This window comes from Aquamicrobium sp. LC103 (assembly GCF_001014615.2).
Lineage (GTDB): Bacteria > Pseudomonadota > Alphaproteobacteria > Rhizobiales > Rhizobiaceae > LBCQ02.
In genome coordinates this window covers 177625-201133 of the sequence record NZ_LBCQ02000003.1, presented here as the reverse complement: position 1 = coordinate 201133, position 23509 = coordinate 177625, and the positions used below count along the sequence as shown (strand labels likewise).

The 23509-nt window shown below is 65.6% G+C and carries 20 protein-coding genes; 17 read left to right on the top strand and 3 right to left on the bottom strand.

What is annotated here, in order from left to right; translation table 11 throughout:
* The first annotated feature begins 17 nt into the window (after positions 1-17).
* The 16 genes from mraY (at position 18) to XW59_RS07255 (ending at position 19676) form a co-directional block, all read left to right on the top strand.
* Entirely contained in the window at positions 18-1100 is a 1083-nt protein-coding gene (gene mraY, locus XW59_RS07330) for a phospho-N-acetylmuramoyl-pentapeptide-transferase (RefSeq protein ID WP_047144148.1), read from the top strand.
* Between the two features lie 4 nt (positions 1101-1104).
* Positions 1105-2505, top strand: a complete 1401-nt coding sequence (murD, locus tag XW59_RS07325) for a UDP-N-acetylmuramoyl-L-alanine--D-glutamate ligase (RefSeq protein WP_047144149.1) — start codon at positions 1105-1107, stop codon at positions 2503-2505.
* Entirely contained in the window at positions 2505-3659 is a 1155-nt protein-coding gene (gene ftsW, locus XW59_RS07320) for a putative lipid II flippase FtsW (protein WP_137326992.1), read from the top strand. Before murD ends, ftsW begins: the two co-directional genes overlap by 1 nt.
* A 1-nt stretch (position 3660) precedes the next feature.
* Positions 3661-4785 carry an undecaprenyldiphospho-muramoylpentapeptide beta-N-acetylglucosaminyltransferase gene (gene murG, locus XW59_RS07315; protein ID WP_047144151.1) on the top strand — a complete coding sequence of 375 codons (1125 nt, stop codon included), beginning with the start codon at positions 3661-3663 and terminating at the stop codon, positions 4783-4785.
* On the top strand, positions 4782-6185 hold the full coding sequence (murC, locus tag XW59_RS07310) for a UDP-N-acetylmuramate--L-alanine ligase (protein WP_047144152.1): 1404 nt from the start codon (positions 4782-4784) through the stop codon (positions 6183-6185). Before murG ends, murC begins: the two co-directional genes overlap by 4 nt.
* Entirely contained in the window at positions 6182-7147 is a 966-nt protein-coding gene (gene murB, locus XW59_RS07305; RefSeq protein ID WP_047144153.1) for a UDP-N-acetylmuramate dehydrogenase, read from the top strand. The genes murC and murB overlap by 4 nt, the downstream gene beginning before the upstream one ends.
* Positions 7148-7395: 248 nt before the next feature.
* The gene (locus XW59_RS07300) at positions 7396-8322 is read left to right on the top strand and encodes a D-alanine--D-alanine ligase (protein WP_047144154.1); all 927 of its coding nucleotides are present in this window, start codon (positions 7396-7398) and stop codon (positions 8320-8322) included.
* Positions 8310-9236, top strand: coding sequence for a cell division protein FtsQ/DivIB (locus tag XW59_RS07295; protein WP_047144155.1), 927 nt, complete (start codon positions 8310-8312; stop codon positions 9234-9236). The genes XW59_RS07300 and XW59_RS07295 overlap by 13 nt, the downstream gene beginning before the upstream one ends.
* Entirely contained in the window at positions 9233-10546 is a 1314-nt protein-coding gene (gene ftsA, locus XW59_RS07290; protein ID WP_047144156.1) for a cell division protein FtsA, read from the top strand. Before XW59_RS07295 ends, ftsA begins: the two co-directional genes overlap by 4 nt.
* Positions 10547-10613: 67 nt before the next feature.
* Positions 10614-12311, top strand: coding sequence for a cell division protein FtsZ (ftsZ, locus tag XW59_RS07285; protein WP_047144157.1), 1698 nt, complete (start codon positions 10614-10616; stop codon positions 12309-12311).
* A 273-nt stretch (positions 12312-12584) separates the two neighbouring features.
* On the top strand, positions 12585-13535 hold the full coding sequence (gene lpxC / locus XW59_RS07280) for a UDP-3-O-acyl-N-acetylglucosamine deacetylase (protein ID WP_047144158.1): 951 nt from the start codon (positions 12585-12587) through the stop codon (positions 13533-13535).
* A gap of 234 nt (positions 13536-13769) precedes the next feature.
* A complete protein-coding gene (locus XW59_RS07275; protein ID WP_047144159.1) occupies positions 13770-14585 on the top strand; it encodes an outer membrane protein assembly factor BamD in 816 nt (271 codons plus the stop codon).
* 13 nt (positions 14586-14598) lie between these two features.
* The gene (gene recN, locus XW59_RS07270; protein ID WP_047144160.1) at positions 14599-16272 is read left to right on the top strand and encodes a DNA repair protein RecN; all 1674 of its coding nucleotides are present in this window, start codon (positions 14599-14601) and stop codon (positions 16270-16272) included.
* A 66-nt stretch (positions 16273-16338) separates the two neighbouring features.
* Positions 16339-18489: an NAD-dependent DNA ligase LigA gene (gene ligA / locus XW59_RS07265; protein ID WP_137326991.1), complete on the top strand. Its 2151-nt coding sequence runs from the start codon at positions 16339-16341 to the stop codon at positions 18487-18489.
* A 171-nt stretch (positions 18490-18660) separates the two neighbouring features.
* Positions 18661-19386, top strand: coding sequence for an AzlC family ABC transporter permease (locus XW59_RS07260; RefSeq protein ID WP_047144162.1), 726 nt, complete (start codon positions 18661-18663; stop codon positions 19384-19386).
* Positions 19383-19676, top strand: a complete 294-nt coding sequence (locus XW59_RS07255; RefSeq protein WP_047144163.1) for an AzlD family protein — start codon at positions 19383-19385, stop codon at positions 19674-19676. The genes XW59_RS07260 and XW59_RS07255 overlap by 4 nt, the downstream gene beginning before the upstream one ends.
* Before the next feature lie 16 nt (positions 19677-19692).
* On the opposite strand, the gene XW59_RS07250 is transcribed toward XW59_RS07255, so the two are convergent.
* A complete protein-coding gene (locus tag XW59_RS07250) occupies positions 19693-21522 on the bottom strand; it encodes an aminopeptidase P family protein (RefSeq protein WP_047144515.1) in 1830 nt (609 codons plus the stop codon).
* Between the two features lie 236 nt (positions 21523-21758).
* On the opposite strand from XW59_RS07250, the gene XW59_RS07245 reads away from it, so the two are divergent.
* Positions 21759-21944: a hypothetical protein gene (locus XW59_RS07245; protein WP_047144164.1), complete on the top strand. Its 186-nt coding sequence runs from the start codon at positions 21759-21761 to the stop codon at positions 21942-21944.
* A 90-nt stretch (positions 21945-22034) separates the two neighbouring features.
* Here the strand turns inward: XW59_RS07245 and XW59_RS07240 are convergent, their stop codons facing one another.
* Together XW59_RS07240 and XW59_RS07235 are read right to left on the bottom strand one after the other, a co-directional pair.
* Positions 22035-22907 carry a 50S ribosomal protein L11 methyltransferase gene (locus tag XW59_RS07240; protein ID WP_047144165.1) on the bottom strand — a complete coding sequence of 291 codons (873 nt, stop codon included), beginning with the start codon at positions 22905-22907 and terminating at the stop codon, positions 22035-22037.
* 23 nt (positions 22908-22930) lie between these two features.
* A complete protein-coding gene (locus tag XW59_RS07235) occupies positions 22931-23509 on the bottom strand; it encodes an SCO family protein (protein WP_047144166.1) in 579 nt (192 codons plus the stop codon).

Sequence of the window (23509 nt, the reverse complement as noted above, 5' to 3'; positions counted from 1 at the left end):
GTCGGGGGACGCCAAACATGCTCATGCTGCTCGTTGGACTCGCCGACCAGATATCGGCCTTCAACGTCTTTAGATACATCACCTTCCGCACCGGCGGCGCGCTGATCACCTCGGCGCTCATCGTCTTCATGTTCGGACCGGCTATCATCGATTCGCTGCGTATCCGCCAGGGCAAGGGACAGCCGATCCGCGCGGACGGTCCGCAGACACATTTCAAGAAGGCCGGCACGCCGACCATGGGCGGGCTGATGATGCTGACGGGCATCATCGGCTCCGCACTGCTCTGGGCCAATCTTTCCAGCGTTTATGTCTGGGTGGTGCTCTTCGTGACGCTGAGCTTCGGCGCGATCGGCTTCTACGACGACTATCTCAAGGTGACGAAGCAGTCGCATCTGGGCGTGTCCGGCAAGGTGCGGCTTCTGGCCGAATTCCTGATCGCGGGCGTTGCCGCCTACGTGATCATGCGGGCAGGCCAAGCGCCGTTCTCCTCGTCGCTGACCTTTCCCTTCATCAAAGACCTGCTCCTCAATCTCGGCATCTTCTTCGTGCCGTTCGCGGCCTTCGTGATCGTCGGCGCCGGCAATGCCGTCAACCTGACCGACGGTCTCGACGGGCTCGCGATCGTTCCGATCATGGTCGCGGCCGCCTCGTTCGGCGTGATCGCCTATCTCGCCGGCAACGCGGTGTTCGCCGACTACCTGCAGATCCATTTCACGCCTGGAACCGGCGAGCTCGCGGTCATCCTCGGCGCGGTGATCGGCGCCGGCCTCGGCTTTCTCTGGTTCAACGCGCCGCCGGCGGCGATTTTCATGGGCGACACCGGATCGCTGGCGCTCGGCGGCCTCACCGGCGCGGTCGCGGTCGCCACCAAGCACGAAATCGTGCTGGCGATCATCGGCGGATTGTTCGTGGTCGAGGCGCTGTCGGTCATCATCCAGGTGTTCTGGTTCAAGCTGACGGGCAAGCGCGTGTTCCTGATGGCGCCGATTCACCACCATTTCGAAAAGCTCGGCTGGACGGAGAGCCAGGTCGTGATCCGCTTCTGGATCATAGCGGTCATCCTCGCCCTGATCGGCCTTTCAACCCTCAAGCTCAGATAACCCGATGATCCCCGCACGTTCGTTCAACGGAAGGAAGGTCGCCCTCTTCGGGTTGGGTGGCTCGGGAATAGCGACGGCGCATGCGCTGGTCGAGGGCGGAGCCTACGTCACCGCCTGGGACGACAATCCCGAAAGCGTCGCCAAGGCTCGCGACGAGGGATTGCCGGTCGGCGATCTGGCGCAGGCCGACTGGGCGGGTTTCGCTTCCTTCGTGCTTTCTCCGGGCGTGCCGCTCACCCATCCGAAGCCGCACTGGACGGTCGACCTTGCCCGCGGCGCGGGCGTCGAGGTGATCGGCGACATCGAGCTTTTCTCGCGCGAGCGGGCGGCACGCGCACCCGACGCGCCCTTCATCGGCGTGACTGGCACCAACGGCAAGTCGACCACGACCGCGCTGATCGCCCACATCCTCCAGTCTTCCGGGCGCGACACCCAGATGGGCGGCAATATCGGCCGCGCGGTGATGACGCTCGACCAGCCCGCGCCCGACCGCTTCTACGTGGTGGAGTGCTCGTCCTACCAGATCGACCTCGCGCCTTCGATCAACCCCAATGCCGGCATCCTGCTGAACCTGACGCCCGACCATCTCGACCGGCACGGCACCATGCAGCACTACGCGGAGGTCAAGGAGCGCATGCTCGCGGGCAGCGATGCCGCCATCGTCGGCGTGGACGACGCCTATTGCGCGCAGATCGCCGACCGACTCGAACGCGTGGGCAAGGATGTCGTGCGCGTCTCCAAGCGCCTGCCGCTGACCGATGGCTATTTCGCCGACGGAACCGACCTCATGGAAGCGGTGCACGGACAGTACAGCCGGGTCGGTTTCCTGGAGGGGATCGGCTCGCTGCGCGGCCAGCACAATGCGCAGAACGCGCTCGCCGCTGTCGCCGCCTGCCTGAAGATCGGCCTCGACCTCGGCGAGATCCAGTCGGGGCTCGAGAGCTTTCCGGGCCTGGCGCACCGCATGGAGCAGGTCGCCAGGCGCGACCGGGTGCTCTTCATCAACGATTCCAAGGCGACCAACGCGGATGCCTCGGCCCCGGCGCTTTCCAGCTTCCAGAACATCTACTGGATCGCCGGCGGGCTCGCGAAGGACGGCGGGATCGAGACGCTGCGGAGCTTCTTTCCGCGCATCGCCAAGGCCTATCTGATCGGCGAGGCGGCGCCCGCCTTCTCGGCGACGCTCGGGGGGGCGGTGCCCTACGAGATTTCGGGTACGCTGAGCGCGGCGGTGGAGCATGCGGCGGCGGAAGCGGCAGGCGACGAGGCGAGGGAATCCGTCGTGCTGCTGTCGCCCGCCTGCGCGAGTTTCGACCAGTTCAGGAATTTCGAGATCAGGGGTGATGCCTTTCGGGAAGCGGTGATGGCGCTCGACGGCATTGAAGCGATTGGAGGGAGACGCTGATGGTAAGCCGTGTCGACCGTAGTCCCGTAGCCAATTGGTGGTGGACCATCGACCGATGGTTCCTCGCCTCGTTTCTGAGCCTGATGGTGCTCGGGATCGTTCTGTCCTTTGCCGCAAGCCCTGCGGTGGCCGAGCGCATCGGCCTGGACAGCTATCATTTCGTGACCCGTCAGGTGCTGTTCATGGTGCCGGCGCTCATCGTCATGATCGGCGTTTCCTTTCTCGATGCGCGCCATGTGCGACGGCTGGCCCTCCTGATGCTCGTCGGCTCGCTGGTGCTGATGGTCGCCGCGCTTTATGTCGGCGTCGAGATCAAGGGCTCGCGGCGCTGGATCCATATCGCGGGCGTTTCCATCCAGCCGTCCGAATATCTGAAGCCGGCCTTCGTCATCATCTGCGCCTGGCTGTTTTCGGAGAATGCGCGACGGCCTGAAATCCCGGGCAATCTCTTCGCGATGATCCTCCTCGGGGTCGTGCTGGCACTGCTGGTGGCCCAGCCCGATCTCGGCCAGACGCTTCTCGTTCTGGCGACATGGGGCGGCATGTTCTTCATGGCGGGCATGCCCTGGTTCTGGATCGCGGTTCTGGGCAGCATCGGCATGGCCGGCGGTTTCGTGGCCTATACGTCGTTCCCGCACGCCGCCGAGCGCATCGATCGCTTCCTCACCGGCGAGGGAGATACGTTCCAGGTCGACATGGGCCGCGAGGCGTTGATCCGCGGCGGCTGGTTCGGTCAGGGACCGGGCGAGGGCACGGTGAAGCGCATCCTGCCCGACAGCCACACCGACTTCGTCTTCGCGGTCGCCGGCGAGGAGTTCGGCATCGTCGTCTGCTTCCTCATCCTGGCGCTGTTCGCCTTCGTCGTGCTGCGTGGCCTAAGCAAGTCGGCCAGGGAAACCGACGATTTCTCGCGCTACGCCGTCGGCGGGCTGGTGATGTTCTTCGGCTTCCAGTCGATCATCAACATGGGCGTGAACCTGCAACTCCTGCCGGCCAAGGGCATGACGCTGCCCTTCGTCTCCTATGGCGGCTCGTCGCTGATCGCCATGGCGATCTCCATGGGCATGGTGCTGGCATTGACGCGCAAGCGGCCGGAGCGGCGCACGTCGCTCGGCTTCGACCGGCTCGGCCGCGCCATAGCGCCGGCCGAATGACATGACCAAGGGGGCGATCCTGCTTTCCGCCGGCGGTACCGGCGGACACCTCTTTCCGGCCGAGGCGCTGGCGCACGAGCTCGGCGCGCGCGGCTGGTCGGTGCATCTGGCGACGGACCGGCGCGCCGAGCGCTATGCGGGCGGGTTTCCGGCGAGCGCCATCCATCCGATTTCCTCGGCGACCTTCGGCTCGCGCAACCCGATTGCGATCGCCCGCGCCTTCTGGACGATATGGCGGGGCGCGCGCGAAGCCTCGAAGCTGATCGGCGCGTTGAAGCCCAGGGCGGTGGTCGGCTTCGGCGGTTACCCGACGCTGCCGCCGCTGTGGGCAGCGACGCGCCGCGGCGTGCCGACCATCATTCACGAGCAGAATGCCGTGATGGGCCGCGCCAACAAGGCGCTCGCCGCGCGCGTCAATGCGATCGCGGGAGGATTCCTGAAGGCCGCCGGGCCGCACGCCGCCAAGATCGTGGAAATCGGCAATCCGGTTCGGCCGGCCGTGCTCGCCGTCGCGGATACGCCCTTCGCCGCTCCGGCGCGGGATGATGCGATCAACATCCTCGTCTTTGGCGGGAGTCAGGGCGCACGCTTCTTTTCCGACATGGTTCCGGATGCGATCGGCGGGCTTCCCGGGGATATCCGCAGCCGTCTGCGCGTGGTCCAACAGGCCCGCCCGGAGGACGAGGCGCGGGTCAGCGCCCGCTACGCCGAACTCGGCATTCGGGCGGACGTGTCGCCCTTTTTCCCGGACCTGCCGGCGCACATGGCCGCGGCCCATCTCGTGATCTCGCGCGCCGGCGCTTCGACCGTCCTGGAATTGTCGGTGATCGGACGGCCGTCCATACTCGTGCCGCTGCCTCACGCGCTCGACGACGACCAGGGTCATAACGCGCAGATACTCGTCGAGGCGGGCGGGGCGCTCATGCGGCGCCAGGCGACGATCGACGCGTCGAGCCTCGCGGCCGACATTGCCTCCCTCATCGGCGAGCCGGGACGGTTGGCGGCAATGGCCTCGGGCGCGCGCAGCGTCGGACGGACCGACGCCACGAGGTTGCTTGCCGATCTCACAGAGGTTATTGCCTCTGGTGAATCCGTCGACGAATACAAAAAAGGAGCGCGGCCATGAAGATGCCGCAGACAATCGGCGTCGTGCACTTCATCGGCATTGGCGGCATCGGCATGAGCGGCATCGCCGAGGTGCTGCACAATCTCGGCTACCAGGTCCAGGGCTCCGACCAGGCCGAAAGCGCGAACGTGCAGCGCCTGCGCGACAAGGGCATCGAGTGCTTCGTCGGACATCGAGCGGAAAATCTCGGCAAGGCCGAGGTGGTCGTGGTCTCCACCGCGATCAAGAAATCGAATCCCGAGCTGGCGGCCGCCCGCGAGAAGCTGCTTCCGATAGTGCGCCGCGCCGAAATGCTCGCCGAGCTGATGCGTTTCGGCCAGGCGATCGCCATCGGCGGCACGCACGGCAAGACGACCACGACGTCGATGGTGGCGACGCTGCTGGAAGCCGGTGGCCTCGACCCGACCGTCATCAATGGCGGCATCATCAACGCCTACGGCACCAATGCGCGCATGGGCGACGGCGAGTGGATGGTGGTGGAGGCCGACGAGAGCGACGGTACCTTCCTGAAGCTGCCGGCCGACGTCGCCGTGGTCACCAATATCGATCCCGAGCATCTCGACCATTACGGCTCGTTCGACAAGGTGCGCGAGGCGTTTCGCAACTTCGTCGAGAACGTGCCGTTCTACGGCTTCGGCGTGATGTGCATCGACCATCCGGAAGTGCAGGCGCTCGTGAGCCGCATCGAGGACCGCCGCGTCGTCACCTATGGCGAGAACCCGCAGGCCGACATGCGCTTCTCCAACGTGCGCGTCGACGGCGGCACCTCGACCTTCGACGTTTCGATCCGCGACCGCAAGAGCGGCGAAATGATCGCGATCGCCGACCTGCGCCTGCCGATGCCCGGCAGGCACAACGTCTCGAACGCGACGGCGGCGATCGCCGTCGCGCATGAGCTCGGCCTTTCCGTGGAAGACATCAAGCGCGGCCTGTCGTCCTTCGGCGGCGTCAAGCGGCGTTTCACGCTGACGGGGGCGTGGAACGGCGTGCAGATATTCGACGATTACGGCCACCATCCCGTCGAAATAAAGGCGGTGCTGCGGGCGGCGCGCGAAGCCTGCAGGGGTCGCGTCATCGCGATCGCCCAGCCGCATCGCTACACGCGCCTGCGCGACCTGTTCGACGATTTCTCCTCCTGCTTCAACGATGCCGACACGGTCATGATCGCGCCGGTCTACGCGGCCGGCGAGGACCAGATCGAGGGGGTCAATTCCGAGGCCCTGGTGGCGCGCCTGCGCGCCGGCGGCCATCGCGACGCGCGCCATATCGAAGGCGCGGCCGCGATTGCCCCGATCGTCAGGAACCTGGCGAAGGAAGGCGATTTCGTCATCTTCCTCGGCGCCGGCAACATAACCCAGTGGGCCTATGCGCTTCCCAAGGAATTAGAGGCCGGTACATGACGGACGGCGCGGCTCTTCTCGCACGGCTTGGTGATCGGCTGGCGGGTGTTCGCGGCAGGCTGACGCCCGACGCGCCGATGGACGCGATCACGTGGTTTCGCGCCGGCGGGCCGGCGGAAGTGCTGTTCCAGCCGGCCGACGAAGAGGATCTTGCATTGTTCCTCAAGGCCTTGCCGGCGGAAATTCCGGTAATGGTTGTGGGGATCGGCTCAAACCTGCTGGTCCGCGAGGGCGGCATTCGCGGCGTCGTCATCCGGCTTTCGGCGAAAGGCTTCGGCGAGGCGGCAGCCATCGGCGACAACCGCATCCGTGCCGGAGCGGCCGCTCCCGACAAGCGCGTCGCCGCGGCGGCGCTGGAAGCCGGCATCGGCGGATTTCATTTCTATCATGGCATTCCCGGCGCGATCGGCGGCGCCCTGCGCATGAATGCCGGCGCCAACGGCGTGGAGACGCGCGAGCGGGTCGTCGAGGTGCGGGTGCTCGACCGTCAGGGCGAGGTGCATGTCCTTTCCAACGCGGAGATGGGCTATGCTTACCGGCATTCCTCCGCGCCGAAGGATTTGATCTTCGTCGGCGCCGTCCTCGAGGGCCATGCGGAGGAGCGTGAGGCGATCAAGGCGGCGATGGACGCAGTCCAGCTCCACCGCGAAACCGTGCAGCCGATCAGGGAAAAGACCGGCGGCTCGACCTTCAAGAACCCGGAAGGCACGTCAGCCTGGAAGGAGATCGACAAGGCGGGCTGCCGCGGCCTGATGATCGGCGGCGCGCAGATGTCGCCCCTGCATTGCAACTTCATGATCAACACGGGTGCCGCTACCGGCTACGACCTCGAGTTTCTCGGCGAGACGGTGCGCGCCCGCGTGCTGGAGCATTCAGGCATCCGCCTCGAATGGGAGATCAAGCGACTCGGCGAATTCAAGCCCGGCCACGAGGTACAGGAATTCCTCGGCCAGTTGCTCTGAAACCGGCTGTTTCGACGTGACTTGGCGTCAATGTTTCGTGTTTTGTCGCCAAAAGTGAATCTCTTTGAATCCCAACCCCTTGTCACAGAGTCAAAGCTCTGATTCTTTGGGGTCAGATTCGTTTCCTGATTTGAGTCGAGCACGCGTTCTCGTCGTGTTTTCGTCCGGCGGTACCTCCGCGGGAAGACTCGGATTCAACTTCGGCGAAACGTGAAAGAGAGGCCCGACGGAAGAGGGGATTGCCGGGCATGGCGAAGAAACACGTGGCTGTTCTGATGGGCGGATTCTCCTCCGAGCGGCCTGTTTCGCTTTCTTCCGGAAATGCCTGTGCCGATGCGCTCGAGGCGGAAGACTATCGGGTGACGCGCGTCGACGTTTCCCGCGATGTCGCCTCCGTTCTCGTCGATCTTGCGCCCGATGTCGCCTTCAACGCCCTGCACGGGCCGTTCGGCGAGGACGGGACGATCCAGGGCATCCTCGAATATCTGCAGATCCCCTATACGCATTCTGGCGTTCTCGCCTCGGCGCTTGCCATGGACAAGGAGCAGGCCAAGCGCATCGCCAAATCGGTCGGCATTCCGGTGGCGGAATCGAGGGTGGCGAGCCGCTTCGAGATCGGCAACGTGCACCCGATGCGGCCGCCTTATGTCGTCAAACCGGTGAACGAAGGGTCGAGCTTCGGCGTCGTCATCGTCAAGGAGGACCAGTCGCATCCGCCTCAGGTGATTTCCTCGAACGAGTGGCGCTACGGTGATGAGGTGATGGTCGAGCGCTACATATACGGGCGCGAGCTGACCTGCGCGGTGATGGGCGACGTGGCGCTCGGCGTGTGCGAGATCATTCCGACCGGTCATTCCTTCTACGACTACGATTCGAAATATGTTCCGGGCGGATCAAAACACGAATGCCCGGCAAAAATTTCACCGAATATTTACCAAAAAATACAGACACTGGCGCTTAGGGCGCATCAAGCGATTGGCTGTCGTGGGGTCTCTCGGTCCGACTTCCGCTACGACGACCGCCATTCCGAGAATGGCGAGCTTGTCTGGCTGGAGGTGAATACGCAGCCGGGCATGACGCCGACGTCGCTGGTGCCGGAAATCGCCGCTGAGGCGGGTCATGGTTTTGGTGAGTTGTTGAGTTGGATGGTGGAGGACGCTTCGTGTTCGCGTTGAGGTCAGGGCGGTCGGATTTCACTGCGCGCCGCGGTTGGCTTCCCGCGTCCGGCAGTTTCGTGCTGCCGCGCTGGCTGCGCCGGCCGGCGCGTTTCTTCGGGCGCATGACGTCCGGCGAGGTCGAGGCGCCGCCTTTCGCCGCGACCATCCTTTCAGCCGTTTTCCTGGGTGCGACGGGAATCTACGGCGCCGTCCAGGGCGGGCATATGCCGGTCATGGTGCAGGCGACGACCGCCCGCACCGGCTTTGCCGTCGACGAGATACGCGTTTCCGGCAATCTGGAAACCTCCGAGATCGATATTTTCGACCGCGTCGGCCTCGACGGCTGGACTTCGCTGGTCGGCTTCAACGCGGAAGCGGCGCGCGAGCGCATTCGCAGCCTCCCCTGGGTGGAAAGCGCGACCGTTCGCAAGGTCTACCCTTCGACGCTGGAGGTGAAGATCGTCGAGAAGACCCCCTTCGCTATCTGGCAGCGCGGCAGCCAGCTTTCCCTAATCGAGGAGGACGGCAAGGTGATCGCGCCGCTCACCGGCGTGCGTCATCTGAACCTTCCATTGGTGATCGGGGAGGGCGCGGAGACGCGTGCGGCCACCTTCGTCGCCGAAATCGCCGGTCACACGGCGCTCGCCTCGAAGGTGAGGGGGTATGTGCGCATCTCGGACCGCCGCTGGAATCTGCGGCTCCGCAACGGCATCACGATCAAGCTGCCCGAGCACGATGTCGATTCGGCGATCACGGACCTGCTGGCGCTCGACAGGCAGTACGACCTGCTGTCGCGGGATGTGGCGTCGGTCGACATGCGCTTCGGCGATCGTCTGGTCGTGCGCTTGACGCCCGATGCCGCGACCGCGCGCGAGGCGGCGCTGAAGGAGCGCCTCGGCAAAAACTACAAGCCGAGGGAACGTCAGATATGAGCTGGCTTGGAGGACAGAACGACAGCAGTGCGGGCCGTTCCGGCGTCGTCACCGTGCTCGACGTCGGGTCGAGCAAGATCTGCTGCGTCGTCGGCAAGCTGAAGCCGCGCGAGGAAAGCCAGGCGCTTCCCGGCAGGACGCATCAGGTCAAGGTGATCGGCATCGGCCACCAGAAATCACAGGGCGTGAAGTCCGGCGTCATCATCGATCTCGACCGGGCCGAACAGGCGATCCGGCTGGCCGTCGACGCGGCCGAGCGGATGGCAGGCCTCACCGCCGAATCCCTGATCGTCAACATGTCGGCCGGAAGGTTGAAGAGCGAGACCTTCTCGGCGACCGTCAATCTGGGCGGCCATCAGGCGGGCGAGGGCGATATCCGCCGCGTGCTGGCGGCCGGCGCCAAGCAGGCGCTGCGCGCCGAGCGCGAGGTGGTGCATTCGCTGCCGGTCGGCTTTTCGCTCGATGCGGAGCGCGGCGTGCGCGATCCGCGCGGCATGCTCGGCGAGATGCTCGGCGTCGACATGCATGTGATGACCGCCGACGCCGCGCCGCTGCGCAATCTGGAACTCTGCATCAACCGCTCGCATCTTTCCGTCGAGCGGATGGTCGCAACGCCCTATGCCAGCGGGCTTGCTGCACTCGTCGACGACGAGGCAGAGATGGGCGCCGCCTGCATCGACATGGGCGGCGGCACGACGACGATTTCCGTCTTCGCCGACGGCAAGCTGGTTCATGCCGATTCGATCCCGGTCGGCGGCCACCACGTCACCATGGACCTGGCGCGCGGCATGTCGACGCGCATGGAGCATGCGGAGCGGTTGAAGGTCATGCACGGCTCGGCCCTGCCGGGCGGTGACGACGATCGCGACATCGTTACGATCCAGCCGATGGGGCCGGACGACGGCGACGTTCCGCAGCAGCTTCCCCGCGCCGTGATGAACAAGATCATTCGCGCGCGGATCGAGGAAACGCTCGAAATCGTGCGTGATCGTTTGAACAAATCAGGTTACGGCAGCGTGATCGGCAAGCGAGTCGTGCTGACGGGCGGCGCCAGCCAGCTCACCGGCCTGACGGAGGCTGCGCGCCGTATCATGGCGCGTAACGTGCGGCTGGGAAGGCCGCTTGGAGTAACGGGTTTGCCCGAAGCGGCGAAGGGTCCTGCATTCGCGACCACGGTCGGTCTGCTGATCTACCCGCAGGTGGCGAGTTTCGAAAGCCGGTACGGAAAGGGTGGTGGTCTGCGTTTCCTGGCCACCGGTACCGGTGGACGTTTTCAACGCGTAAGTCAGTGGTTCAGAGACAGTTTTTAATCAGCGGGGACAGCCCCACGGCAGCCGCGGCGGCGTAGCGGCAGGAAAGGCGAAAAGGACGAGGACAATGACCATCAATCTGCAGAAGCCGGACATCACCGAGCTCAAGCCGCGGATTACCGTATTCGGCGTCGGCGGCGGCGGCGGAAATGCCGTGAACAACATGATCACGGCCGGTCTGCGCGGGGTCGAGTTCGTGGTGGCCAATACCGACGCGCAGGCGCTCACCCAATCCAAGGCCGACCGGTTGATCCAGCTCGGCGCCCACGTCACCGAAGGCCTCGGCGCGGGCTCGCAGCCGGAAGTCGGCCGCGCGGCCGCGGAGGAGTGCATCGACGAGATCGTCGATCATCTTTCCAACACGCATATGTGCTTCGTCACCGCCGGCATGGGTGGCGGCACGGGCACTGGCGCGGCTCCCGTGGTTGCCCGCGCGGCGCGCGAGAAGGGCATTCTGACGGTCGGCGTCGTCACCAAGCCGTTCCACTTCGAGGGACAGCGGCGCATGCGCACCGCCGATCTGGGCATCGAGGAACTGCAGAAATGCGTCGATACCCTGATCGTCATCCCCAACCAGAACCTGTTCCGCATCGCCAATGACAAGACCACCTTCGCCGACGCCTTCGCGATGGCGGACCAGGTGCTCTATTCCGGCGTCGCCTGCATCACCGACCTGATGGTCAAGGAAGGCCTGATCAATCTCGATTTCGCCGACGTCCGTTCGGTCATGCGCGAGATGGGCAAGGCCATGATGGGCACCGGCGAGGCTTCCGGCGAGGGTCGCGCGATGGCCGCGGCAGAAGCCGCGATCGCCAATCCGCTGCTCGACGAGACCTCGATGAAGGGCGCCAAGGGCCTGCTGATCTCGATCACCGGCGGCCGCGACCTTACCCTGTTCGAGGTGGACGAGGCTGCGACCCGCATCCGCGAGGAAGTCGACCAGGACGCCAACATCATCCTGGGTGCTACCTTCGACGAGGAACTCGAGGGCGTCATCCGCGTGTCGGTCGTCGCCACCGGGATCGACAAGTCGATGGCGGAAATGGCCGCTCCCGCGGTTTCGATCCGTACCGCGCAGAAGCCGGCGCAGCCGCGTCCGGCCCAGCCGGCCGAGGCACGCCAGCAGCCGGCCGAGGCTCCCCGTCATGTCGATCCGGTCGCCGAGGCGATCCGTGTGGCCGAGATGAATGCCGAGCTCGCGGCAGCGCCGCGCGCCCAGGCACCGACGGAGAGCGATTTCCGCCCGCAGAGCAAGCTCTTCGCGCCGCCGGCCGCCCCCGTGCAGGCCGCTCCGGTGCAGCAGGCGCCCGTCCAGCACGCGCCCATGCAGCAGGCGCCCATGCAGCAGCATATCCAGCCGCAGCCGGCCCCGCAGCACATGATGCAGCCCGAGCAGCGCCCGGTCGCCGCCGCGCCGCGCATGCCGCGCGTCGAGGACTTCCCGCCGGTCGTCAAGGCCGAGATGGCGGGCGTTCCCGAGCATGATCACGAGGAGCGCGGCCCGATGGGCCTGCTCAAGCGGCTGACCCAGGGCCTGTCGCGGCGTGAGGAAGAGCCGGCACGGCTGCAGCCCGCGCAGCCGCGCGAGCCGAAGCTGCGGCAGCCGCAGATGGAGCCTCGCCGCGCGCCGTCGCCGGAAAGCCAGCTCTACGCGCCTCGCCGCGGCCAGCTCGACGATCACGGCCGCATGTCGGTGCAGCCGCGCGTCGCCCAGGAAGACGATCAGTTGGAGATTCCGGCGTTCCTGCGCCGGCAAGCTAACTGAGGTTGAAATTCCTGTAGAATGATTGTAACAGGCGGGCGCCGGGCAGCCCGCCTGTTCGCACATAAGGTGAAGAGATAACAAAGAGTTAACGACCCATACATAATTGTTAACGGTCGTAACAAGAGGTAAGAAACCGTGATTTGGAGTCTCTTTCCCGCGTCACTATCTTCGCCAACGAGTTCAGCCGAGCTTGGATTCGTGGGGTTAGGATCCAGCTAACGGTTTCATTATCCGCTATAATTCAGCCTAGCGGACGCTTTCCGGGACGGGCTTATGGGGATCGATTTGCACGAGTACCAGACGACGCTCAAGTCACGCGTTACGTTGTCCGGAATTGGCGTTCACAATGGAAAGCCTGTTTCCATTCACTTCAATCCGGCCGACCCCGATACGGGGATCGTCTTCACGCGCGTAGGTGACGGCCACGAAGGACGCGAGATTCGGGCCCTGGTGTCCGAAATCGGCGCGACCGATCTCTGCACCGTTCTCGGTGATCCGGCCGGCGTTCACGTCGCGACGGTCGAGCATCTGCTCGCGGCCCTCTCCGGCCTCGGCATCGACAATGTTGCAATCGAGATCGACGGATCGGAAGTGCCGGTTCTCGACGGCAGCGCGGCGATGTATGTCGAAGCGTTCGATCAGGCTGGCATGCAGATCCAGGCGGTCAAGCGCCGCTATATCCGCATCATGAAACCCGTCAGGATCGAGAACGGCGCCTCCTGGGCGGAATTCCGACCGTATGACGGAACGCGTTTCGAGATCGACATCGACTTCGAGAGCCCGGCGATCGGCCGGCAGTTCTTCGCCATCGACATCGATCCGGAAACCTTCCGCGCCGAGATTTCGCGGGCGCGCACCTTCGGCTTCATGAAGGACGTGGAGCGGTTGTGGGCAGCGGGCTATGCGCTCGGCTCGTCGCTGGAGAATTCCGTCGTCATTGGCGACGACAACCGCGTCATCAACATGGGCGGACTGCGCTACAAGAACGAATTCGTTCGCCACAAGATGCTGGACGCCATGGGCGATCTCGCGCTTGCCGGTGCACGCTTCATCGGCTGCTTCCGTTCCTATCGCGGCGGGCACAAGCTCAACGCGGCGGCGCTGCGCAGGCTGCTTTCGGACCGTTCCGCCTTCCAGATCGTCGAAACGAGCCGGCGCGAACGCGGGCGCTCCGCCGAGATGGTCGCGGTCAACGCGCCGGTCTACGCTCCCTGGATGATCTGATTTCGCCACGGGCGGACGGGAATGCCGTCCGTCGCGGTTCTTCCCTGTGGGCAACGGGCGGCGCCGGCATTCTCGCCACAAAAAAGTGCCATTGCGCCGCGATAGCGTTGCCGAGGGCCGGCAGTTCATCTATGACTGCCGCGAAATTTGAGATTGAACGCGCCAGAGGGGCGAATAGCCATCATGAATTTCTTCCGAGCTGCCAATGCGGACAGGCGGGGTCGATTCCCGGCGATGATCGTGCCGGCCCTGGTGCTGCCCCTGCTGGTCGGCGCATGCGCCACCGAGAAGGACATCGATCTCGCATCCTACGTGGACAGCATCGAGCCGGCGGACACGCTCTACAATCAGGGCCTGGCCAATCTCGAGGCCGGCAGGCTCAACGAGGCCTCCAAGAAATTCGACGCCATCGACCGCCAGCATCCCTATTCGGAATTCGCCCGCAAATCGATGCTTATGTCGGCGTTCACCAATTATCGCCAGGGCAAGTACGAGGAAGCGATCACGGCGGGCAAGCGCTACGTGACGCTCTACCCGACGACCGACGACTCGGCCTACGCGCAGTACATCGTCGGCCTCAGCTATTTCCGCCAGATCAAGGACGTGACGCGCGATCAAAAGGAGTCGCGCCGCGCCATCGAGGCGATGGAAGAGGTGGTGCAGCGCTGGCCCGAATCCGAATATGTCGAGGACGCCAAGGCCAAGATCCGTTTTGCCCGCGACCAACTCGCCGGCAAGGAGATGCAGATCGGCCGCTACTATCAGGAGCGGCGTGAGTACATCGCCGCCGCGAAGCGTTTCCGCAACGTCGTCGAGGTCTATTCCAACACCCGCCACGTCGAGGAGGCGCTCGCCCGTCTCACCGAGACCTACTACGCCATGGGGCTGACCTCGGAGGCGCAGACGGCCAGCGCGGTGCTCGGCCACAACTATCCCGACAGCCAGTGGTACAAGGAATCCTACGCCCTGCTTCAGTCCGGCGGTCTCGAGCCGAACGAGAACAAGGGCTCGTGGATATCCCGCGCCGGCGCCGCCATCGCCGGCGGTTGATCAGCCGGCGGCCATGCTTTGCCATCTGTCGATCCGCGATATCGTACTGATCGAGCGGCTCGATATCGATTTCTCGTCCGGCCTTTCGGTGCTGACGGGCGAGACGGGTGCCGGCAAATCGATCCTTCTTGACGCCCTGTCGCTCGCGCTCGGTGCGCGGGGAGACGCCTCGCTCGTGCGCCACGGGGCGACCCAGGGCAGCGTCACGGCGATCTTCGACGTGCCGGCCAACCATCCGGCGCGCGAGCTGCTGCGCGGCAACGCGCTTTCCGACGACGGCGACGTGATTTTGCGGCGCAACCAATCCTCCGACGGGCGCAGCCGCGTTTTCGTCAACGACCAGCCGGCCAGCGTGACGCTGTTGCGCGAGATCGGCCGTGCCCTGGTCGAAATCCACGGCCAGCACGACGATCGCGCGCTGGTGGACGCTTCGGCGCATCGCGACCTGCTCGACGCCTTCGGCGGCCATGTCGGCGAGGCGCAGTCGGTCGGACGCGCCTGGCGCCACTGGCGCGAATGCGAGCAGGCGCTCGCGCGCCATCGGGCGAAGGTCGAGGCGGCCGCGCGCGAGGCCGACTATCTGCGCGCCTCGGTCGACGAGCTTTCGAAACTCGATCCGCAGCCCGGCGAGGAGACCGAGCTCGCCGAGAAGCGCGCGGCGATGATGCGCGCCGAAAAGATCGCCTCCGACATTTCGGATGCGGAGGAGGTGCTGTCGGGCGCGAATTCGGCCGTGCCGCAGCTCGCGAGCCTGCTGCGGCGGCTGCAGCGCAAGGCGGCGGAGGTGCCGGGCCTGCTCGACGAGATCATCAAGACGCTGGACGAGGCGCTCATATCGCTGGACGCCGCTCAGGTGGCGGTGGACGAGGCGATGCGGGCGACCGAATTCGACCCGAAAGCGCTGGAGCAGGCCGAGGAGCGGCTGTTCGCGCTTCGCGCGCTGGCCCGCAAGCATTCCGTGGCCGTCGACGATCTCGCCAGGCTGCGCGATACGATGGTCGCGGATCTTGCCGATCTCGACGCGGGCGAGGAACGGCTGACGGCGCTCGAAAAGGACGCAGTCGCGGCCCGCGGCGCCTATGACGAGGCGGCCGCGCACCTTTCGGCGCTGCGCACAGGTGCCGCTCAGGCGCTCGCCAGGACGGTGATGAAAGAGCTTCCCGAACTGAAGCTCGAGCGGGCCGAGTTCATCGTGGAAATCTCGGCCGAGCCCGACGACCGCACGGAAAACGGCATCGATCAGGTCGAGTTCTGGGTGCGTACCAACCCCGGCACCAAGCCCGGCTCGATGATGAAGGTGGCTTCGGGCGGCGAGCTTTCACGCTTCCTGCTGGCCTTGAAGGTGGCGCTTGCCGACCGCGGTTCGGCCCCGACCCTCGTCTTCGACGAAATCGACACTGGGGTGGGCGGTGCGGTCGCCGACGCGATCGGCCAGCGGCTGGCGCGGCTTTCCCAGCGCATCCAGGTGCTTTCGGTGACGCATGCGCCGCAGGTCGCCGCGCGGGCGACCACGCACTACCTGATCTCAAAATCCGGCGGAGCGGACAAGGTGGCGACCGGCGTCGCCGCGATGGACAGGTCCGCCAGGCAGGAGGAGATCGCGCGCATGCTGGCCGGCGCGACGATCACCGAGGAGGCGCGGGCGGCCGCCGAACGATTGCTGCGGGAGAACGCGGCGGTATCCTGACATTTGCTGCTTGAGAACCTGACTGACCGGGCTAGTTTAGCCTCGAACCGCAGCCGGATTCGAACCATGTCCAAAACCCAGAAACCCGTCGACGAACTGAGCGCCGAGGAGGCTGCAGACGAGCTCGCCGCGCTTGCCGCCGAGATCGCCCGGCACGACCGTCTCTATCATGGAGATGATGCGCCGGAGATTTCGGATGCCGACTATGACGCGCTTCGGCTGCGCAACGCCGCGATCGAGGTGAAATTTCCGGAACTGGTGCGCGAGGATTCACCTTCCAGGGTGGTGGGCGCGGCACCTTCGGGCACGTTCGGGCAGGTCGTGCATGCCAAGCCGATGCTGTCGCTGGACAATGTGTTCTCCGACGAGGACGTCACCGATTTCGTCGCCTCGGTGCGGCGCTTCCTCGCTTTTCCGGCGGATCGGGAACTGGCTTTCACCGCCGAGCCCAAGATCGACGGGCTTTCCATGTCTCTGCGCTACGAGGGCGGCCGGCTGGTGACGGCGGCGACGCGCGGCGACGGCACCACGGGCGAGAACGTGACCGCCAATATCCGCACCATCGACGAAATCCCGCAGACGCTGCCCGCGGACGCGCCCGACATCGTGGAGGTGCGCGGCGAAGTCTATATGCGCCGCGACGACTTCATCGCGCTCAACGAACGCATGGCCGAGACCGGCCGCACCTTTGCCAATCCGCGCAATTTCGCTGCCGGAAGCCTGCGCCAGAAGGACCCCGAGATGACGCGGTCGCGGCCGCTGAAATTCTTCGCCTATGCGTGGGGCGAGACCAGCGCGCCGTTGGCCGAGACCCAGTTCGAGGCGGTGCGCCGGCTGGGCTCGTGGGGCTTCCGCGTCAACGATCACATGGCGATCTGCCGGTCCGTCGAGGAGATGCTGGCGCGCTACCGGGCGATCGAGGCCGAGCGGGCGAGCCTGCCCTACGACATAGACGGCGTCGTCTACAAGGTCGACCGGCTCGACCTTCAGGAACGGCTCGGCTTCCGCTCCCGCAGCCCGCGCTGGGCGACGGCGCACAAATTCCCCGCCGAGAAGGCGACGACCGTTCTCAACGCGATCGAGATCCAGGTCGGCCGCACCGGTGCGCTCACGCCGGTCGCCCGGCTGGAACCCGTCACGGTCGGCGGCGTGGTGGTGACGAACGCGACGCTCCACAACGAGGACTACATCAAGGGGATCGGCCAGAACGGCCAGCCGATCCGCGAGGGCAGGGACATTCGCGTTGGCGATACGGTGCTGGTGCAGCGTGCCGGCGACGTCATCCCGCAAATCCTCGACATCGTGCCGGAAAAACGCCCGGCCGACGCCGAGCCCTATGTCTTTCCCGACAAATGCCCGGCCTGCGGCAGCCATGCCGTGCGCGAGGAAGGGGAGGCGGTTCGCCGCTGCACGGGCGGCCTCATCTGCCCGGCACAGGCGGTCGAACGGCTGCGCCATTTCGTTTCGCGCAACGCCTTCGACATCGAGGGGCTGGGCGAGAAGCAGATCGAGTTCTTCTTCAACAACGAGGACCCGTCGCTGCGCATCCGTTCGCCGGCCGAGATATTCACGTTGAAGGCCAGACAGGCCGACTCGCTGACCAAGCTGGAGAACATAGACGGCTTCGGCGCGACCTCGGTGAAGAAACTCTTCGCCGCGATAGACGGTCGACGCGAAGTGCCGGTGTCGCGCTTCCTCTTCGCGCTCGGCATCCGCCATATCGGCGAGACGAATGCCAAACGCATCGCCCGCCACTACCTGTCCTTCGAAGCGCTGCGAAGGGGCGCGTCCGAGGCGGAGATTCCGCAGGGCAAGGGCGATCCCGGCAATTCGGCCTGGCAGGAGCTCGTCGGCATCAACGGCATCGGCGCGATCGTTGCCGAAGCAGCCGTCGAATTCTTCGCCGAGGCGCACAATCGCGAGGCGCTCGACGCGCTTTTGAAGGAGGTGACGCCGGTCGACGAGGAGCCGGTGGGCGACGTCTCCTCGCCGGTGGCCGGCAAGACGGTGGTTTTCACAGGGGCGCTGGAGCGCATGTCGCGCGACGAGGCCAAGGCGATGGCCGAGAGGCTGGGCGCGAAGGTGGCGGGCTCGGTGTCGAAGAAGACCGATCTGGTCGTTGCCGGTCCCGGCGCGGGTTCCAAGCTCAAGCAGGCGACCGATCTCGGCATCGAGGTCATCGACGAGGACCAATGGTTCGAGCGGGTGAGTGGATAAAGCGGTGGTGCGGCCCATCCATATCGTTGAAGCCTGGCTCAAGGAAATTCATGTGACAGGACAGCCGCGCTGACCTAAAGACACCTTCATGAACCGGCTCTTCGCCCTCTGACTAGGCGGCGGTCGCGAAGGGACAATGTCTGTCCGCGCGTGGCAGGCTCTGGAGATCGAATGTCGACTGTCATTGACGATCGTGCCGCGCCTTCCGGCGGCAGCGAATTCCTGGCCGGGATGCGCCGGGGAATTCCGATCATGCTGGCCTCGGCGCCGTTCGGGCTGCTGTTCGGCGCGCTCGCCGTCGACAACGGCTTCACCGTCGGGGAAGCCGTGCTGATGAGCGCGACGATCTATGCCGGAGCCAGCCAGATGGTGGGGCTGGAGCTCTTCGGGCAGAAGGTCGCTCCCTGGCTCATCGTCTTCTCCATCTTCGCGGTCAACTTCCGCCACGTCCTCTACTCGGCGGCGGTTGGGCCACTGGCTACCCGCTGGACGACGCTGCAGCAGGCATTCGGCTTCTTCTTCCTCGTCGATCCGCAATATGCCGAGGCCGAGCGCAGGAACGAGCAGGGCAAGCCGGTGGGCTTCGCGTGGTACATGGGCATGGCCACGCCGATCTATATCTGCTGGGTGGCCGAGGCCGGCATCGGCGCCGCTTTCGGCGGGATGATCCCCGATACGTACGCGCTGGGCGTCGATTTCCTGCTGCCGATCTATTTCCTCGGGCTGGTGATGGAGTTCCGCAGCCGCCCCATGTGGCTGCCGGTGGTGCTCGTCAGCGCCATCGCCTCAATCGCGGCCTACTATACGATCGGCTCGCCCTGGCACGTCTCCGTCGGCGCGCTGGCCGGCATCGTGCTGGCGGCAATCTTCGCGCCGGTGCGGGAGAGGGCCGAATGAGCACCACCGTCTGGATCATCCTCGCGGGCGCGGTCCTGACCTATCTCACGCGCGTGGGCGGGCATCTGGTGCTCTCCCGTTTCGAGCGCATCCATCCGCGCGTCGAGGCCGGCCTCAACGCCGTTCCCGCGGCGGTGCTGACGACGCTGGTGGCGCCTGTCGCCACGACCGGCGGACTTCCCGAGCTTGCGGCACTGGTCGTTGCGGGCCTCGTCGCCCTGCGCGGCGGCATGATGACGATGTTCATCAGCGGCGCGGTGGTGCTGATCCTGCTGCGCAATTTGCTCTGAGGACGAGCCGCGCCGGCTACGGCAGCGGCGCGGTGGCTTTTTCCAGCCAGGTTCGGACCTCGCCGTCGAGCAGCGGTGCGATCTCTTCCCTGACGCGGGCGTGATAGTCGTCGAGCCACTGCCGTTCGGCCGGCGAGAGCATGTCGGCTCGGACCATGCGGCGGTCGAAGGGTGCGAGCGTCAGCGTCTCGAAGGAATGCATGTCGATGTCGCCCCCGGCGATCGGCGCGGGTGACGCGACGACGATGAGGTTCTCCAGCCGGATGCCGTAGGCGCCTTCCTTGTAGTAGCCGGGCTCGTTCGACAGGATCATGCCCGCGAGCAGCTTTTCCACGCCGGTCTTGGCGATGCGTTGCGGTCCCTCATGCACGGCCAGGAAAGAGCCTACGCCGTGGCCCGTGCCATGCGCGTAGTCGAGGCCGGCGTTCCACAAGGCCTGGCGCGCGACGATGTCGATGTCCATGCCGCGCGTGCCGGGCGGGAAACGCAGCATCGAGATGCCGATCATGCCCTTGAGGACGAGCGTGTAGCGCTCGCGCATCTCCTCGCTCGGCGCGCCCACTGGGACGGTGCGGGTGATGTCGGTGGTGCCGTCCTGATACTGGCCGCCGGAATCGACGAGGAAGAGCTCGCCCGCCTCGAGCTTCCGGTTGGTCTTCGTGGTGACGCGGTAGTGGACGATCGCCCCGTTGGGGCCGGCGCCGGAGATCGTGTCGAAGGAGATGTCGCGCAGTGGCATCTGCGTTTCCTCGCCGGTGCGGGCGCGAAAGCCCTCGAGCGCCTTCACCGCCGAAATCTCGTCCGTCGAGCCCGGCTCGCGGGTGTCGAGCCAGTGCAGGAATTTCGTCATCGCCGCGCCGTCGCGGCGATGCGCGGCGCGGGCACCGGCGATTTCCGCCTGGTTCTTGGTGGCGCGCGGCAGGCGGGCCGGATCGGGCGAGGTGATCACCGCGCCGCCATTGTCTTCGACGATCTGTCGCAGCCGATCGGCGGCGAGGGCAGGGTCGAGGGCCACTTTCGCGCCGTCGCTCGCAAGCCGCGCCAGTTCGCTCTCCAGCGTTTCCGGCGGGCGGATGTCGGCGAGCTGGGTCAGATAGGCCTCGGTCTCCCTGTTCAGCTTCTTCCTCGAGAGGAAGAGCAGGGGCAGGCCCTCGGCGCCGAGGATCACGAAGCCAAGCGGCAGCGGAGTGTGGGCGACATCCTTGCCGCGGATGTTGAAGGCCCAGGCGATCGAGGACGGATCGGTCAGCACCGCATGGGTGGCGCCGGCCGCGCCCAGTTCCTCCGCCAGCCGCTTGAGCTTGTCGATGGCGAGCTCGCCGGCGAAGCCGATCGGCTGGATCTCGACCTTGTGCGCCGGAGGCGCGGGCTGGTCTTCCCAGATCTCGTCGACGGGGTTTTCGGTGACAGGCACGAGCTGCGCGCCATTCGCCTCGAGCGCGCCGCGCAGGCCGCGCACCTCGCTGATCGTGTGGAGCCAGGGGTCGAAGCCGAGCCTGGCTCCCTTGCCGATGTTCGCGCCCGCCCATTTGGCGGGCGGATTGTCGATCAGGCTTTCGACCGTGAAGATCTTCGTGTCGACCTGAATGCGCACCTGCAGCGTGTAGCGGCCATCGACGAAGATGAGCGCGCGGTCCGACAGCACGAGGGCAGCACCGGCTGAGCCGGTGAAGCCGGTCAGCCACATCAGTCGTTCCGAATGGGGGGCGACATATTCGCCCTGATGCTCGTCGGCGCGCGGTACGAGGAAGCCGTCGAGACCCGCGGCGGCGAGCTTCTCGCGCAACAGCGGAACCCGCTTGGTGCCTTGGGAAGGATCGGTTCGCGATTCGAAATCCTGGAACATCCGCGCCTCGGAAAACATGACTGAAATCGCGCCGAACGTACTCGCGGGCCACGGCTTGCGCAACGTAGCGCGGAGTTGTTTTCCGGGGCCCATTTTATGTTGCGGCGCAATATTTCTCTTCGCATATGCAAAAAAGTATTGGGTGCCATGCACAATCGTCGGTGGTAAAATAGGTCAATCGTACTTACCTTTCATATCGTGAAGGAACTTCCTTCAACCAGGCAAGGAGAAGCAAAGTGGCACAGAATTCTGCAGGTCGCGGTTTTTTCCGCAACGCGGTCGACGCTCTTATGGCGGCACGTGAAAAGCAGGCCGCACGCTACGTCAATGGCGCGCTCCTGATGCTCGACGACGAGACGCTGAAGTCCCACGGCCTCACCCGTGACGAGCTCAAGCGCCGCGGAGCGCAGTACTACCTCTAGTTCGATGCTATCCCAGGCGCGGTTCCGTATGGGCTTGGGCGGCGCGACTGGGTTGAAGGGGCGGTCTCTCGCGAGGCCGCCTTTTTCACGTCAGCGTTTCAGGTGAAGCGTCACCCAGCCCTCGCGGTGCAGGGTGCGGACGTGGCGGAAGGACTGGCCGACATAGGCGGCGATGACGGCGTTGCGCTGCCTCTCCAGAATGCCCGACAAGATCAGCGAACCGCCCGGCACCAGATGCGCCGCCATCTCGGGCGCGAGCTTCATCAGCGGGCGGGCGAGGATGTTCGCCACGATCAGGTCGAACGGCCCGCGCCTGCGGAAGACGGGATCCTGGAAGCCCGCGGCCGTCGCTGATTCCACCAGCGCGGCGACGCCGTTCAGCCTCGCATTCTCGGCGGCGACCTTGACCGCGACCGGATCGATGTCGGTCGCCAGAACCGGAACATGCGCCAGCTTTGCCAGCCCGATCGCCAGCACGGCGCTGCCCGTGCCGAGATCGAGCGCGTTGCGCGGGCGTTCGCGGCGAACCACGTCGGCGATGGTTTCGAGGCAGCCGGCCGTGGTGCCGTGGTGGCCGGTTCCGAAGGCGAGGCCGGCCTCGATCTCGATGGTGAGATCGCCGATGCGGCGTCTGTCGCGATCATGCGCGCCATGGACGAGGAAGCGCCCGGCGCGCACCGGCTTCAGCCCTTCGAGCGATTTGGTCACCCAGTCGATGTCGGGGAGGAGCTCGCGCTCTATATCGACCGCGATGCCGTGAGGCTCGACGACGGCCCTCATCCTTTTCTCTATCTCGGCCGGATCGCCTTCGGCGTAAAGCGAAATCTCGTCCAGCCCTTCGGCTTCGTCGAGCTCTATGATCGCCAGGGGGTTGCCATCCTCCTCGAAGGCCAGTTCGAGCGCGCTGAACATCGCGCCGGAGGCGGGGCGCCGCGCGATGAAGTGGAGACGGGTCTGGGCCAAGCGAATACCTGCGGTGAGGAGGATCAGGCGCCTGCCGCCAGGCGCTTCAGCTTCGCTATCGCATTATCCGGATTCTCGCCATAGGCGATGGTGCCGGCGAAGTCGCCGGCGCGGTCGAGGAGCAGGATCGAGGCGGTGTGATCCATGGTGTAGTCGCCGCCCTCCAGCTCGACCTTCTTGGAGTATATGCCGAAGGACTTCGCCATGGCGGCGACGCGCTCCGGCTCGCCGGTGATGCCGACGATGCGGTCCGAGACGTTGCCGATATAGGCGTCGACCACTTCCGGCGTGTCGCGTTCGGGATCGATCGAGACGAAATAAGCCTTGATGTCCTTGCCCTCGTCGCCGAGCTGCTTCAGCCAGCCATCCAGCTCGAACAGGGTCGTCGGGCAGACCTCGGGGCAATGGGTGAAGCCGAAGAAGACGGCCGAAGGCGCGCCGCGGAAGGCGGCCTCGGTGATCTCTCCGCCATTCTGGTCGACGAGAACGAAGGGCTCTCCGAACGCGCGACCGGCCTGCTGCGAGCTGTACCAATCGAAGGTCAGCCAGCCGACCGCCGCCGCCAGGATGCCAAGAATGGCTACGAGAATGGTGCGCATCAT